The sequence below is a fragment of the Sphingobium sp. B2D3A genome (genome assembly GCF_025961795.1).
Classification (GTDB): Bacteria; Pseudomonadota; Alphaproteobacteria; order Sphingomonadales; family Sphingomonadaceae; genus Sphingobium.
The window spans coordinates 64,874-80,298 of record NZ_JAOQOI010000002.1; the positions used below are offsets into that span (position 1 = coordinate 64,874).

At 60.0% G+C, this 15,425-nt stretch carries 13 protein-coding genes; 5 read left to right on the forward strand and 8 right to left on the reverse strand.

Annotation, left to right across the window (positions count from 1 at the left end; translation table 11 throughout):
• Positions 1 to 297 precede the first annotated feature (297 nt).
• Genes M2337_RS17045 through M2337_RS17065 form a run of 5 tightly spaced genes read left to right on the forward strand, consistent with a single transcriptional unit; the run spans position 298 to position 7,327 of the window.
• The gene (locus tag M2337_RS17045; protein WP_264572408.1) at positions 298 to 1,815 is read left to right on the forward strand and encodes a putative bifunctional diguanylate cyclase/phosphodiesterase; all 1,518 of its coding nucleotides are present in this window, start codon (positions 298 to 300) and stop codon (positions 1,813 to 1,815) included.
• Positions 1,812 to 3,821, forward strand: a complete 2,010-nt coding sequence (locus M2337_RS17050) for a TonB-dependent receptor plug domain-containing protein (protein WP_264572407.1) — start codon at positions 1,812 to 1,814, stop codon at positions 3,819 to 3,821. Before M2337_RS17045 ends, M2337_RS17050 begins: the two co-directional genes overlap by 4 nt.
• Position 3,822: 1 nt before the next feature.
• On the forward strand, positions 3,823 to 4,338 hold the full coding sequence (locus M2337_RS17055) for a YfiR family protein (protein ID WP_264572406.1): 516 nt from the start codon (positions 3,823 to 3,825) through the stop codon (positions 4,336 to 4,338).
• Positions 4,339 to 4,344: 6 nt separating this feature from the next.
• Positions 4,345 to 6,600: an ATP-binding protein gene (locus M2337_RS17060; RefSeq protein ID WP_264572405.1), complete on the forward strand. Its 2,256-nt coding sequence runs from the start codon at positions 4,345 to 4,347 to the stop codon at positions 6,598 to 6,600.
• A complete protein-coding gene (locus M2337_RS17065; protein ID WP_264572404.1) occupies positions 6,584 to 7,327 on the forward strand; it encodes a response regulator transcription factor in 744 nt (247 codons plus the stop codon). The genes M2337_RS17060 and M2337_RS17065 overlap by 17 nt, the downstream gene beginning before the upstream one ends.
• A 267-nt stretch (positions 7,328 to 7,594) precedes the next feature.
• Here M2337_RS17065 and M2337_RS17070 read toward each other — a convergent pair whose 3' ends face one another.
• The 8 genes from M2337_RS17070 to M2337_RS17100 all read right to left on the reverse strand — a co-directional run bounded on the left by M2337_RS17070 (position 7,595) and on the right by M2337_RS17100 (position 15,422).
• Positions 7,595 to 8,932: an anti-phage deoxyguanosine triphosphatase gene (locus M2337_RS17070; protein ID WP_264572403.1), complete on the reverse strand. Its 1,338-nt coding sequence runs from the start codon at positions 8,930 to 8,932 to the stop codon at positions 7,595 to 7,597.
• 63 nt (positions 8,933 to 8,995) lie between these two features.
• Complete coding sequence (locus M2337_RS17075; protein ID WP_264572402.1) at positions 8,996 to 9,655, reverse strand: hypothetical protein; 660 nt, start codon at positions 9,653 to 9,655, stop codon at positions 8,996 to 8,998.
• The gene (locus tag M2337_RS17330; RefSeq protein WP_413716271.1) at positions 9,655 to 10,278 is read right to left on the reverse strand and encodes a 7-cyano-7-deazaguanine synthase; all 624 of its coding nucleotides are present in this window, start codon (positions 10,276 to 10,278) and stop codon (positions 9,655 to 9,657) included. Before M2337_RS17330 ends, M2337_RS17075 begins: the two co-directional genes overlap by 1 nt.
• A 5-nt stretch (positions 10,279 to 10,283) precedes the next feature.
• Entirely contained in the window at positions 10,284 to 11,603 is a 1,320-nt protein-coding gene (locus tag M2337_RS17080) for a nucleoside 2-deoxyribosyltransferase (protein WP_264572401.1), read from the reverse strand.
• On the reverse strand, positions 11,604 to 11,975 hold the full coding sequence (locus M2337_RS17085) for a hypothetical protein (protein WP_264572400.1): 372 nt from the start codon (positions 11,973 to 11,975) through the stop codon (positions 11,604 to 11,606).
• 888 nt (positions 11,976 to 12,863) lie between these two features.
• The gene (locus M2337_RS17090) at positions 12,864 to 13,436 is read right to left on the reverse strand and encodes an ATP-binding protein (protein WP_264572399.1); all 573 of its coding nucleotides are present in this window, start codon (positions 13,434 to 13,436) and stop codon (positions 12,864 to 12,866) included.
• Positions 13,433 to 14,971: a hypothetical protein gene (locus M2337_RS17095; protein WP_264572398.1), complete on the reverse strand. Its 1,539-nt coding sequence runs from the start codon at positions 14,969 to 14,971 to the stop codon at positions 13,433 to 13,435. The genes M2337_RS17090 and M2337_RS17095 overlap by 4 nt, the downstream gene beginning before the upstream one ends.
• Positions 14,958 to 15,422 carry an ASCH domain-containing protein gene (locus M2337_RS17100; protein WP_264572397.1) on the reverse strand — a complete coding sequence of 155 codons (465 nt, stop codon included), beginning with the start codon at positions 15,420 to 15,422 and terminating at the stop codon, positions 14,958 to 14,960. The genes M2337_RS17095 and M2337_RS17100 overlap by 14 nt, the downstream gene beginning before the upstream one ends.
• Positions 15,423 to 15,425 lie beyond the last annotated feature (3 nt).

The following is a 15,425-nucleotide window of genomic DNA, read 5'->3' on the forward strand; positions in this document are numbered from 1 at the left end:
TTGCCCTGTTTTGTCACGGCCGACCATCGGTCGCGGTCTCGCTGAGCCGCGCTGGATTGAAAGGCTCGTGCGGATGTTCATCGATCGTTTTCGTGTGGCGCAATCCCTTGTCGTGCCTGCGAAATCCCGCCCCCAAAATCTAACCTCATGCCGGCCGCTGCGACGCGGGGGCAGGGGCCCCATGCGACAGAAGCTGCTTCTCTCCTGCAAGGCAGGCGACTGGTGAAGCACGATCCAATCCCCTCCCATAGCGGCGATAGCCCTTCGGCTTTCACGCCTCGCGCCACAGGGGAGCGTGTGGATGAGACGTGGCTGGATCGCGTCTGCGAGATGATCGAGGCGACCGCGCTTGGGGAGTGGGCCTTTAACCCCGAGACCGATCTCGATGCCGAGCCGGAAAAACTCAGACTTGCCCTGGCGAAACTGATGAGGCGGGTGTCCACATTATTGCGCGCCAGTGAGCGGGCGGCGCTCACCGACCCAGCGACGGCTCTGGACAATAGTGTCGGCTTTCGTCGTCTGGTCGAGGCCGCCATCCACGAAAGCGGTGCGACCAGCCCGGTCGGCGCCATCATTTATCTGGGCCTGGACTCGTTCCGAAAGATCAACGACCGGCTCGATTTGTGGGAAAGCGACCGGCTGCTGCAGGCGATTGCGGGGCGATTGCGGTTGGCCGCGGACTGGTGCCGGGAGTTGCGGCCGACTGGCCCCGCGCCGATCATCGCGCGCCTCGCGGGCGATGAATTCGGCATCTTCTGCTCGGGCGCGCTGACAGCGGACGATCTGGAGGAACTGGCGACCCGGTGCCTGCGCCTACTGGCAGAACCGTTCGACCTTGATGGCGGGACGCTTCCGGCCACGCTCACCGCGAGCGCTGGCGCCGCGCGGATGCCGCACGACGCCAGGATCTATGAGCGACTGATGGCGAAAGCCGGCATGGCCATGCATCAGGCAAAAGCGCGAGGCGGCAATCAGGTCTGCCTATGCGATCCGCAGATCATCGAACGGGCGCAGGACTGTGCAAGGCTGGAGGCCGAGTTGCGGCTCGCGGCGGACCGGGGCGAGCTGGAATTCGCGTTCCAGCCCAAGCTGCCCACCAGACCCGATGTGCGTCCCTCTGTCGAGGCGCTGGTCCGGTGGCGCCACCCGCAGCGGGGCATGTTATTGCCCGGCAGTTTCCTCCCGCTGGCGGAAGAGGCCGGTTTTCTGGTGCAGATCGGCCGCTGGACTCTTCTGGAAGGGATGCGGGTCGCCGCAGACTGGGCGCGGCAGGACATGCCTTGCCTGCTCTCGCTGAACATCACGGTGCAGGACATCCGCCAGCCGGATTTCGTGGATTTCGTGCGGGCGTCTTTGGCGCAGACAGGCGCATCTCCCGAGCTTCTGGAGTTTGAAGTCACGGAATCGATGCTGATGGAGGACTCGCCCATCTTCGTCGAGCGCTTGCTGGAGGTTCGCTCGCTAGGCATCCGCATTGCGATCGACGACTTCGGTACCGGCTATTCCAACTGGGCCAGAATGCTGCTTCTCCCGATCGATTGCATCAAGATCGACCGTTCGCTGGTGACGGACCTTGCCACGCGCAGGGACTATCAAACGGTCGTGCGCACCTTCGTCAGCCTCGCGGACGGTCTCGGCTTCGAAGTGGTGGCAGAAGGCGTGGAGACGGCGGCCCAGGCTGAGATGCTCAAGGAGATGGGCTGCGACGCGCTGCAAGGCTACGCCATCGCGCGGCCCCTCAATGAGGCGGACGCGCTGGCTTGGCTGCGCTGTCCGCGCATGGCCGGTTTGCCCGTCGCCGGGAGCGACCGATGAGCGTCAAGGCCTCCCGTTGGCGGCTGATGGCAGCGGCGGCGCTGGTCAGCGCCTGCGTTCCCGGCGTCAGGAGCGCCCATGCTCAGGATCTGAGCAGCTATTCGCTCGAAGACCTGCTGACCACCGAATCCACCTCCGTCGCGAAGCGCAGGCAGCGCCTCAGTGACAGCACTGCCGCTGTCACCATCTTGACTCAGGAAGACATTTTGCGCTCCGGGGCGCAGAGCATTCCCGAAGTGTTGCGGCTGGTGCCGGGCGTGGAAGTGGGCCAAATCGACAGCGTCTCGACGGCGGTTTCCGTGCGCGGCTTCAGCACGCGGTTTGCCAATAATCTGCTCGTGATGATCGATGGCCGCTCGCTCTATGTCTCCAGCCTCTCCGGCGTGCTGTGGGACCAGCAGCTCGTGCCCCTGTCCGACATCGAGAGGATCGAGGTGGTCAGGGGACCGGGCGCCACCCTGTGGGGATCCAACGCCGTGAACGGCGTCATCAACATCATCACCAAGGACAGCATCCAGACCCAGGGCTGGCAGGCGAATGCGTTCATCTCCGCCGACGGGCGCAACGGCACGGTGCGCTACGGGGGAAGCAAGGACAAGCTTAGCTATCGCGCCTATGTGACCGCACGCGATATCGATGGGCTCGAGCAGCCGAATGGCGACAGCTGGAACAGCGGCTCGCGCGCCGTGCAGGCTGGCTTCCGCCTGGACGCGGTGCCGGACGAGAATGACACGATCACGCTGCAGGGCGATGTGCAGCATGGCACCTTCGTCGCGGACCTGCTGCAAACGCCGCCGCAGGTCCAGCAGACCGGCATGTACTCGTTCGACGGCAGCTTCTCCGGCATGAATCTGCTCGGGCGCTGGTCACATCGCTGGGATAGCCAGCGCGAGTTCAATCTGCAGGCCTATCATGATTGGGTTCAGCGCCGTGAATTCGGCGTCAACATTTCCCGCACCGTGGATGACCTTGACGCCAGTCTGCGCCTGGGCGGCGACAGGCAGGAATTGGTCCTCGGTCTCAACGTCCGGCGGACGACCGATTCTCTGGGCTCTTCGGACCGCTTCGTCTCCTTCACCGTACCGCGCGAAACCCATCATTGGGTGAGTGGCTTCGCGCAGCAGGATCTCTGGCTGGTGCCGGATCGCCTGCGGCTCTCGGCCGGGACCAAGGCGGAATATAACACGATCAGCGGCTTTGCCCTTCAGCCCAGCGTTCGCCTGCTCGCCAAGCCCACGCCCTCAATGACCATCTGGGCCGCCGCCTCCCGCGCGGTGCGGACGCCGGCACGGTTCGAGGAGGCCGTCCGGGTCAATCTGGGGATCCCCGCCGGAACGCCGATGAATCCGACCCCGATGCCCATGGTCGCGCGCATCGAAGGGCAAGCCGACCTGGCCGCTGAAAATCTCGACGCCTTTGAGCTGGGGATTCGCGGCAGCCTCTCAAGTTCCTTCACTTATGACATCGCGGCCTATTACAATCGCTATCGCAACCTCATCGGCTACGCCGCGCGCGGCCAGTCCATGGTCTTCTCACCCACGCCTGTTCTGCTGCTGGATTATCAGAGCGCCAATATCGGCAAGGGGCAGACCTATGGCGTGGAAGCCGCGATCACCTTCAGTCCCGCGCCCAATCTGAAGGTGCAGGCCAATGCCTCGATGCAGCATCTCTCCTTTGAGACGGACAGTCCGACATCGATCAGCCATGCGCTCGCCGGCCTCTCGCCCAAGTTTCAGGCCGGCATGCGGGTCAGCTACGATGTGGCACCCAATCTGGAAGTCGATGCGTGGCTGCGCCATGTCAGCGCTTTGCCGGCGAGCGATATTCCGGCCTATCAAGACCTCGATCTTCGCATCAACTATGCGCTGATGCCGCGCCTCAATCTGTCGCTGATCGGCCAGAACCTGCTGGCCGACAGGCGGGTCGAGTTCGCGCAGCAGCTCTATCCCGCGCCCCGCAGCTATGTCGGTCGCTCCGTCGCCCTGCGTCTCTCGGTGGATTTTTGAGATGATGCGCCTCGTTCATCTCCTCACGGGCCCCTTCATCGCGCTTCTGGCCTTCTTCGCGGCCTGCGCGCCCGCGCGCGCGGCTGACGAGCAGAGCGAGCTCAAGGCTGCGATCATCTACAACATCATCCGCTTCGTCGACCTGCGCCCACCGCGCGACCGCGTGGTCCTGTGCGTTTCCAGTGACGAGCCCCTCGCAGGCGCCCTGCAGGTCTATGAAGGCCGCAATGTTGCCGGCGGCCGGCTTGAGGTGCGGATCGTGAAGCGGACGACGTGGAGCGTCGATTGCCGCATCGCTTATGTCGGCCCCGGAACGAGCACCGGGCCGCTCGTTACCTCGTCCCCGCCACCGCTGCTCATCGGCGAAGGATCGGACTTTCTCGATCGGCAGGGGAGCGTCGCGCTCGTCAATTTCGGCAGGCAGATCGGGTTCGAGGTGAACCTGAAGGCCGGGGCTCGCGGCGGGGCCGTCTTCAGTTCACGCCTGCTCCGCCTCGCACGCGCCGTCAGGGATTGAGGGCGCATGCCATGGTTCTCCCCCTGGAGCTTCCGCCGCGGCCTGATCGCGACGGTGCTCAGCAGTTGCATGGTCGCCCTGCTCCTGAGCTGCGCCGGTCTGGCGGCCTGGCAATATCATGTCCAGAGCGCCGCCAATGCCGAGCGTCAAAGCGAGCTGGGCGAAGTGGTCGCTGCCACGCTGGGAGCGCCGCTCGTCTTCAACGACGTGAAGGCGATCCAGGAAACGCTGGCCTCCATGGCGACCATCAAGACGATCCGCTCCATCGAGGTCTATGACGAGCAGCAGCGCCGGATCGCCGTCCGTGGGCAACCGCCGCAGACGGGTAATCAGGATAAACCTGCCGCTCTCGTCGGATCGAAAGCGGACCAGGCAGGCCTGCAGGTCGTGACGCCGATCATGGTGGCCGGGGACACCGTGGGGTGGCTCAAACTCTCCACCCAAACCGAGACGCTGACCGAAATGATGCTGCGAACTCTGGGCATCGCAAGTGCCTTTGGCTGCATTGCGTTTCTCGTCGCCTGGCTCATCGCCCGCAGGATGCTCACGCTGCTCTTCTTCCCGATGGACCGGATGGTCGAGGCCATGGAGCGCATCCGGCAGACGGCGGACTATTCGGCCCGTATGCCGCAGTCGATCGGAGATGAACTCGGCCGGATCGTGAAGGCATTCAATGGGATGCTGACCGAAATCGAACGCCGCGAGGGCGCGCTGGCGGCGACGCTGACGGATTTGCAGGCAGCGCGCGATCAGGCGCAGGCGGCCAATGTCGCCAAGTCCGAGTTTCTCGCCAGCATGAGCCACGAACTGCGCACGCCCCTCAATGCCATCATCGCCTATGCCGAACTGGTGAAAGAGGAACTGGCCGCGCTCGACGACAAGGAGAACCTTGCCGACGTGACGGTCATCCACCGGTCGGCGCTCCAGTTGCTCACCCTGATCAACGAGGTGCTCGATTTCGCCAAGATCGAAGCGGGCGGGATGACCCTCGATCTCGAGATGATCGATCTGGGCGACATCATGCGCGACGTGCTCGCGACACTCGAGCCGATTGCCTCACGCCGCAATAACAGCGTGGCCTTGCAGATCAACGTTCCGCCCACGCCGATGCGGATCGACCCGCTCAAGATCCGCCAATGTCTGCTCAATCTGGGCGGAAATGCCTGCAAATTCACGGACGAGGGGCATATCGTGCTCAGCGCCTCGCTCAAGGAGGAGGGCGCAGCCACTCTGCTGATCCTCAGCGTGGCGGATACCGGCATCGGCATCGATGCCGAGCAGATCGATGGTCTGTTCGAGCCGTTCGTGCAGGGCAGCACAGCGTCCTACCGGGCGGGCGGCACGGGCCTCGGTCTCAGCATCACCTTGCGGTTCGTCGAGTTGATGGGCGGCACCATCAGCGTCTCCAGCGAAAAAGGGCTGGGCACCATCTTCACTGTCGCCATCCCGATCGAGCGGGAGGCGCAGTCGGGCGTCCTGTCCATCGAAGAGATGACGCCTGCCGGGGTGAAGCCGGATCACATCATCGCTATCGATGATGATCCGGCCTGTCTTGCTATTCTGGATCGCTGGCTCTCCCCGGCCGGATATGACCTGCGGCTGGCGTCCGGCGGCGAGGCGGGTCTGCAGATGGTGCGGGAGACCAGCCCGTGCGCCATTCTGCTCGATCTCGTGATGCCGGGCACCGATGGGCGCGCCGTGCTGCGTCAGCTGTCCGAAGACGAAGCGCTGGCGGCGATCCCCTGCTTCATCATCAGCGTCCACGATATGGAAGCCTCCAGCTTTGCCCTGGGTGCGGCTGCCTATCTTCCCAAGCCGCTGCAGCGGGACCGGCTGCTGTCTCTGCTCGGGCTCTATACCGAGGCGCGGCAGCTTGCGGCGCGGGTCTGCGTCTCCGGGTTCGATGCGGCGATGAGCGCGAAGCTGGAGCGGAGTTTGAAACAGGCTGGCTTCACTCTCTGCATGGCGGACGACCGGCCCGACTTGGCCGTGGTCGACCTTGCCCAGATCGCCAGCGACCATGTTCATCGCGGGACGCGCACGCGACGGGCCAGTGCAGTGCTGGTGATGGGGGAACGCCGGCCCGAAGACGACGTTCTGCGCCGGCTGGGCGGGGATGCGTTTCTCGATCCGAGAAGCTTTGCGCCCGAAGCCCTCGTCAAGGCTGCCGTGAAGCTGGTCAAAGACCAGCGCGAGGCTCTGGCGCGCGTCCGGACCGATCAACCCTTTGATGATGGAATGCATCATGTCCTACTCGACTAAGATTGATGTGGCGTCGGCCCAGGAGCAGGCGCCGGTCGTATTGGTTATCGACGACGTCGCGGACAATCGCGTGATCGTCTGCCGCCACCTGGCGCGCATGGGCTATATGCCGGAATCGGCGGACAGTGCCCGCAGCGGCCTGGCCGCCATCTACGCCTCCCGGCCCGACATCGTGCTGCTGGATTATATGATGCCGGATCTGACCGGCCTCGCTGTCCTGCGCGAATTGCGGTCCAACCCCCATTATGCCGACTTGCCGGTCATCATGCTGACGGCGCGCACCGAAGCGACGACGATCGTCGATGTTCTGGAAGCTGGCGCCAATGATTATGTGCCAAAGCCCATCGACTTCATCGCCCTCAAGGCGCGGATCGAAAAGCAGCTGCAGGCATCCCGTGCGACCCGGGCCGTGCGCAGTGAATATGCCTCAATGGACCGGCGCCAGTCCACCGGCGCGCTGGAACGGCGCGAACTGAAAGACCGGCTCACGCGGGAGATCGCGCAGCGGATGCGACTGGAAGAACGGCTCTCGGCGCTCGGCGCCCAGGCCGCAACCGTGGACGGGCAATGTGTCGACCGCGCCAAGATCGCCCAGTCGCTCAAGCGCGTCGAACATCTGCTGAGCCGCCTGGCCTCTCATGATGGCCCCGCCAATCCCGCGGTGCTGATGGAGGCCGTGGTGCTGCTCCGCAAGGCGCTCGAAGAGCTGCATGTGGAGGTGTCCTGATCAGGATGAGTGCCACTGCTTGCCACGAAAGCGGACCTTCGTTTGTCTCTCTGGGAAGGGCAGTCTTTGGGACTTACCCGCCATTCACGGGTCAGCAGTGAAATGGCAGGCTCGGCCAAAAGCCGACGTTAATTCGCGGGCTCATAATGGCCGCGGTGTTGGACAGTCACGTTAGTCTACTTTGGGCCCTGTATCTGGCCAACCTGCCATACATTGATCGTCACAAACGTTGGACCGGAATGAACAAGGGTCGGCGTCGTCATTGGATCAGAGCTTGTCGAAAACGGAACCCAAACGGGGTGCAAATAACCGTTCGTAGGTCTTGAGCAGATAGTTGTCAGTCATTCCAGCAACATGATCGCAGATGACCCTTAGGTCGCCTCCCGATTGCTGGTATTTCTTCAGCGCATCGGCAGGTAGCAGGCGCTCGGGATCCGATTGCAAGGCCTCAAAGACCGCCACCACCATGCCTTGTCCCTTGAATTCGAGGTGCTGCACATTGGGGCTTTTGATGACCTCATCAACGACCAGCTTCTGCAAGACATCCAAGAAAGCGCGTTCCGGCTGACGAACTCTAGCGCGATATTTCAGGAGCGGCTCGAAGAATTCCGTTCGCTCATCATATTCCACGGCAGCGATAAAGTGGTGCACCAGCCTGCCAATATAGCGTTTGCGCTGCCCGCTCTCGCCAAATAGCCCTTGGACCATACGCGAAAAGACGGTGTCTTCATTTTCGTCTGGATACCGTTTTTTCAGCTCTTCGAGGAGCGACGGGCATTTGCCTTCCACGGCTGAAACGAACCGCTCCTTTGAAATGAGATGCAGCGCAATGGCGTCTTCAAGGTCGTGGACGCCGTAGGCAATGTCGTCAGCGGCATCCATGATGCTGCAATCGAGCGATTTGTGGCGTGGCTTGTTATGCTTACCTTTGTCCACGTTCCACGTCTGGAACTCGCGACGGTCATGGTCAGTCAGCGGCTTGAGGATCCAATCTACAACCTCTTGCTCGCTGTCGAGATAACACTTCGGAGGCTTGCTGGCATCGGTATCGATGATCCGCAGCGTGGTTGGCCTTTCGGCCAGTTTGGGAATTATATCGAGATTGCGAGCCTGAAAGAAGGGCACAGGATATTTCAGGATGCCCAGCATCGCTCGGCGGGTTAGGTTTGCGCCGGCGCCCTTGGAAAAATCCTCAAGCCGAGCAAGGATACGTAGGGTTTGCCCATTGCCTTCAAAGCCTTGATCGGCGGGCATGCAATAATTGAGCGCGACTTCGCCGCCATGTCCGAATGGCGGGTGACCGAAGTCATGAGTCAGACCGATGGCCTGAATGAGAGCGCGGTCCGGCAGAAGGCGGCTTGCCGGATGCTGGGGGAAGGAAAAGCCCAACTGTTTGGCGATGCCGCTGGCGATCTGCGCCACTTCCAGCGAGTGAGTCAGGCGAGTGCGATAGAAGTCGCTATCGCCGAGATTGAGGATCTGAGTCTTACCCTGTAGCCGGCGGAACGAGGCCGAGTGCACGACCCGCGCAAAGTCAATTTCCTCATCGCTGCGGGAGTCGTCAGCCTGACGCGGAGAGGTCTCACGCCGCTCATTCCAACTCATATGGTCTCCAACTTGCGCTATGGCTGCACCTTTGCCCACACGTGCAGTTCAGCGAACGCAATCTCAAAAGGTCAGCTCAAGTTGCGGTCGGACTGCTCCAGACTCGCGCGACCAAACCCAAGCATCGAACTCTCTTCGTGAAATTGAGAGGAGATCAGCCGCAAAACAGAACGAGAGCTTCAGGAACTCATAATCGCTATCTCGCAAGCCAGCTTTCGCAGCGAACGTTTTAATGTGCCTATCCACGGCGATGGAATCAATGCCAACCAGACAGCACATATAGTCAACCGTCTTCGGCCCGACACCGCTTAGCGATCGCAAATCGCTTCTGAATTGCGCCGATTCGAGGGCCTCGCGAATATCTGCTGTTGTATCCAGCCCTTCGCCGTGCATGAATCTGACGAGCTGGTCGAAACGCGATATCTTCACGGGATGTCGCCAATCCAGGAAGTCACCGCTGCGCTCACCGTCAACGAGCGGCAAGAGCGCGCTAATTGTGTTGACGTTCGGAAACGAGCGCAAAATGCGTTCCACGCGCGGCAGGACGACAGCACGATAGTTCAGCCCCGCCTGCAATATCGAATCGGCGAGAACTGCGCCTACATGCCCGTAATCGGGGCGTCGCGCGCCAAAGGCCGAGCCCGCTCCTTCGTTCGAAGCGAAATCAGCGACTTGACGCGCCGCCTGCAAGATTGTGTGTCGATTGGGCCGCGCTTGAGTCACTACGATAGTCCCGTTTGCTGGAGGGCGCCTAGGCGCTCAACGCAATTCGGGCAAGCTCCGCAAGGGAGTGTACTGGCCGCCTGGCAAGAGAAAGTCCGGCCGATCGGAACGCCCAGCCGTAACGCTTCTCGCGTGACGTCAGCTTTCGATGCATAGCGGAATGGCGAAGTGAAGCGCACTGGCCCGATGTTCTCAGTCAGCCCGTCAAGCTTGTTCATAAATTCTGCCGTACAGTCAATCTCTTTGGCATGATTGCTATTTATAAACCCGGTAAATACATCGACGATATTTAGGGTCTGGGCTCTAGCTGCCGACGCAGCATAAAATAAAAACGTTCTATATGGGACGTAGAGATCGTCATCCTTAACATCGTCATGCCATAGATTAGCTTCTTCAATCAGACGTGACTTGGATCCCCGAAAGAGATCGGAGACGTCGACCCTTTCGGGACATCTCATATCGCGAGGAAGGACCTCATTAACTCGGATCCACTCGGTTTCCACACAGTGCTGGCCGTAGTCAAAGAAAAGTGGATAAACAGTCTTTCCGCTTGCATGCAGCGAATAAGCAACGGTGGTAGAGTCCAATCCACCTGACGCCAGAAGCATTACTTCTCTATTCATCCGGTTCAACCTCTGCCGATCCGCCCCAGAGATTCGAAGACTCCATTGAGGCTAGTATCGAGATCAGCTGAGTAAGAGGTGCTACCCTGCACGACCATCGTATTGCGATTTTCGTGACGAGGGTCGTATGTGATGACGGGCTTACCCATTTCCATGGCCATTCCCATCTCCACTAATGTGCCGGGATCGCGATCAATGGGGATCGCGAAAACCGCGGCACATTCCCGCAGCAATTCAACATCCTTGAAGAAAAAAGGGACGAGGGATTCTAGAGGTGCGTTAGGGGCGGCCTCCCCATTCTCCTGGACAGGACGCCTCACTCTGAAATTGTGATATTTCAGCGCGGAAAGGGCGACATCTATTTCTCTATGGCTGGCGTACGAAAAATCCGGTGCGGCGAGGTATATCGGGTGCATCGGCCGCACATGCCATGGCAAGGTCACGCCTCCCAGCTGCCGCACATTGTCGACGGTGAGCCTCAATTCGCGCCGCACGTCGCGCCGGAGGTCGTCAGGCCAAGTTGTCTGGGAGTAGACCGTTGCAACTTGCATGCCGCGCCAAGCAGCATCGCGCACGGTGCCGTCGAAGCAACCGAAAACGGCCGTGAACGCGTCCCCCACCCCCACGGAGTTGACCGTTACATCGAGCGTTGCGGTTATGCGCTCCACTGCGCCGCTTCGAAGGTCGAAAAGTCTGCTTCCACCCCGATTCTCTTTCAAAAGAAGATGAGCAACTCCGACCTGTCGCGCGAGTTCGAGAAGGAGGGATACGTCCTTCGACGCTAGCCCCATGAAAAGCTCGGATGAAGTGGAAAGGACGAGACGGCTTACACGCCCTTTTGCGAGCTCCCGTAAACTGGCCTCTCCCATGTCGTAGGCCGCGTCCAAGGTGACGCACGCATTGGGGCCAACCGCTTGCAAAACCTTGTTGAGATCGTAGCGACCCGGGAATACCACAATCCGCTCGAATTCCATCAGCGGTGCAACATCACGGATGAAAGAGACTTTTCGTTCACTACGAAGAATGTCTTCGTATCCTTGATGCCCCACTTCTTGGACGTCAGCGATTGCAATTAGATTGGGCGCGCCGGTCACTTCGCCAAGGAGAACAAACTCCTCGCAGCCATGATCCAAGAGATATTTTCGTGCCTGTTCTACCAAATATGTGGGGCAAAATGCACCGACGGAGTACGGTCGGCCGGCTGCCCAAAGACCCCGTGCCGCGTGCACAATACCGCCTAGTCTAACTTTTGCTTCGACGTTTCGGCTGGGCATGGTGAAGTCGATCGTGACTTCACCGACGATGATGGAATTCGACGCCGGCATTTAGTTAGCGACAAAATCTGCGTGAACCTTCGGGTTTGCGCCATTTGACGAGTTGGTCACTACACCGGTATAAGTGAAACCATCTTCGATGCAGCGAGCAAGATAATTGAATCGGGTAGGAATCGATCCAACGGTTTCCGTTCCTGCGACAGCTACAACTCGCCCTCTAACCTCAATTTGCAGTTGGGTACCAACGGGAGGAACACTTCCGTGATTTGCATAAAATTGATGGCTCGCCACATCTTCTAGAATCGCGGCAAAGGCTTGGCCGCATTTATCGGATCCGCTTGCCCCGCCTGAAGCTCCAGCACCCAAATCCGATTTAGGAGAACCGGAATAATCACTGAAATTTCCAGATCCGCTGCTACCCATAGCCCCCTCCTCTGTGGATTTTGCAAGCCTATCCAAGAGAATGATATAAAGGCAACAGCCATTTAGCGGCACAGCGCTGATTTGGCGGCCGCAGCGAAATCTATAATGACCTAATCAAGCCACAATACGAGAAGACGTTTGCTACTCTTGCAAAGGTTCGGAGGGGAGCGGCTGCCCGTTGACAGCGAGGAGACACTCGATACTTGGCTTAGAGAGTGTCGTGCAAGACTGAGCTAATCAAGTCGATCTTTGAAGCCCGTGGGCTTATCCACGGGGTGGAAGCGACACTCCCGGATCTGGGAGGTGTCCGAGCGGATTGAGACCGGCCAGAACGCCGTTCTCGATCGTGGGAGGAGACTGCGGCGCGCTACCCCCACCGCCAAGGGCTCCGCGAAGACTAATCGAGGGGGCCCTCGGACGCCCGATTTTGCGAAACGCGCCAGCAAGGCGGAGCGACCGATTGCTGCACAACCTGCACTCGGGGCATTGTTGGAAAACGGCCGTAAACTCTCGAGTTGGTCGCCCCCTCCCTTGCAAGGCCCGGATGACCGGAACGCAAGTTTTAGGCAGTCGTTTCGCGCCGGGGAACGGCAGCTCCCTTGGCGGCTGCCGTCGACCAGAGCCGATCGTATATATCTGCTCCGGTGAGTGTCCGGTACTGGCAGAAGCAGCCGGTCGGCCTAGCACCTTCCGCCGATCATTGAGATCGTCGCTGTTAGGGCCACAGGCAAACAATTCCAAAAATTGCCTTCAGAAATTTCGAGAAGGATGAATTCAGGTTTCAGTCAAAATGTTTAAAACGTCTGCAAGATGGGGATTTGTTAAGCGCGGCATATTTGATGATTGTGTTCGCGCGGCTAAAGCAATCACCTTAACTATAAGCATCTTTTACCCAACTTTAGGTGACTGTAGCGCCTCCAACGCATCAAGAAAAGCTAGGGCGCGCTCCTTTTCACCCGAATTGACTGCGACCAGAGGAATGCCGAGGTCGGAGGCGTAGCCATTCGCGAGCGACTTCGATCTTACACATTGACGCTTGAGTTCGGCTAGCGAGCGCTGCGGACGCTTGCGCTTGTCGGTATTGCGCCGCGTCGCAATTTGTTCGGCAGGCACATCGACCAATATGATGCCCGCAAGCTCCAGCGATGCCATAACTTCGACTGGAACGTCGACGAGCTCGCGATCGTTATCGATAAAACTGTGCGCTTCGAGCAGGACGGGCCTTTCCCATTGCCCAACCCTGGCCTCGGCCAGTGCTCCCACCAATTCCGTCTGGTTCTCGCGGACATCGCCACCTTCTGCGGTTCGCAACTTCTCGCCGGTGGTGTGGAATGAACGGCGCAGCAGTCCGCCGGCGCTCAGGCGTAAATATTCGGGCCGTGCCCGAACGATGCTGCGCCCAAGATAGCTTTTTCCCGATCCGGAGAGGCCAAGGATCGCAATCACCGGGCCCTTGGTCACAGCGCGAATCCGAAATTCATCGATGGAAGGATATGAGCCAACCGCGCCCGGTCAATTCGCGTGATCGATTGGGGTGCAGCCTTCAGAACGCCGGACCGGGTCACCTCGGCAAGGCCGATCGGCGGATCGAGATGGCGGATGAGGAGGAAATCGATAACCGCGACTCCGCCGGGCGACTCTTCCGCTATCGCGCGTAGATCCTGTTCCGAATAGACAGAGCGTCCGGCGGTGAACCGGATCAGTTCCTGTGTGTCTTTCGCGCGCCGCAACTGCTCGACGACGCCGACCGTCGTCAGGGACTGCGAATTCAGGGCGGCTTCGTCCTTCGACTGGTAGAAGAAGATGACGTCGCCGGCGCGCAGGGACGCAATCCTCGAGCGACAGACATAGACCTTGCGGATGGTGTTTCCTTGCACCCGTCCTGCGTCGCGATCGTCGCGGCTGTCGTCATTGAAGAGCGGCATCGGGACCAGCCTCGCTGCCTCAGGGAACAACTGCCGGTGAAAATGCCACTGAACGGGGATTGCAAAGAGGCCGATAGGCTCTTCGATACTGAACCTCGGATATCGCGTCCGGACGAGGCTGGCGGAAATGGGTTCCGGAGAAGCGTCGAGCTTGGCTGACGGAAGCCGCTTCACGAGGATCAGTTCTCCTCCCGCATTCATGCCGATAATCTCGAACCCATATCGTTCCAGAAGTTCGATCAGCATCGTCTGCTTCGGAAAGGTGGTAAGATACACAGCGCCGATACGGTTGAGCTGCGCGTGCCAGATCGATTTTCGCAGCAGCAATTCGCCGACCTTGTGACCTTGCGCTCGCGTTGCGACTTTCCAGGTGCATAGTTTGAGTATCCGCATCGATGGATCGAGACCGATCTCGCATCCATTTTCAATCTTGCGAACGATCAGCCCATCGATATGCCCGTCACGCCCGCGGATGATCCAGCAGTCGCGATGCTCTGCAACGCATTTGTTGCGCCACCAGTCTCTGAACGGTGGGTAATCCTCTTCAAGACTGCGAAAAATCGGATCCTCTACATCGACGGCGTACGCAGGAATATCGCCAACCAAGGCGTCATCGTCATCGACGGTATCCTGAAACGCTTTGAGCCATGCGACCGCGTCGGCGATCGTCATAACACGATCGTCGAGCTCCGAGCCGCGGACACGGCGGTGTATCCCTTCGTCCTGCGTGACGAGAACATCGACAGCGTCGAGCGACAAGGCATGAAGCAGAGCAATATCGACCCGGTCGTTGTCGTTTCGCACGGGTCCGTATCGTTCTTCGAGCACTTCCCAAGGAGGGAGTGGGATTGATGCGAGGCAAGGATATTTATCCATGCGCGACGACGAGACCAGGCGGCGGACGGCATTTCGATCACGATTGAAATCGTCGTGCATCGCCGGGTGGATATGCAATGTCACATTGCCCGCCTGACACCGGCGAGAAAGCTCGGCAGCGATGGGGTCGGTACGCCCGGGATCCTCGAGCGCAATCAGAACATTCGTATCGATCAGCGCCCTAGTCTTGCTCATGCTCGATGAGCTCGCGATGCGCATCGCGCAGGAAGATATAGGATTGCGGTGCCGTCAAACCGTGCGTGCTCCGCAAGTCCTGAAGCGGCACAGGTTCCTTGTACGTCCTCGGGTTGCTGAGCAACACGGCGCATCCATCTTGGACGCCTGCAAAATAGCTGCGGAAATCTTCTGCCGATATCGCGGCATCCTTACCGTAACGGCGCCAGATTTGGTCAGTAGACAGGCACTCGACGTTGTCGATGACGACATGACCGACGACCGCCGCTGTGGGCGATGTCGCGTAGATCAGCATCCGGCTCCCGGCGGCTTCGGAATCAAAGCGCCGTCGGAGTTCCACGCGCTTTTCTCCCGAAAGGATCAGCCTGGCATAATGACTGTGGATGCTGATCAGCAGCGCCTTCTCTGCATCGCGCGCAGCGACTGCGCGCCGGGCCTCGCTCGAAGTCATGCC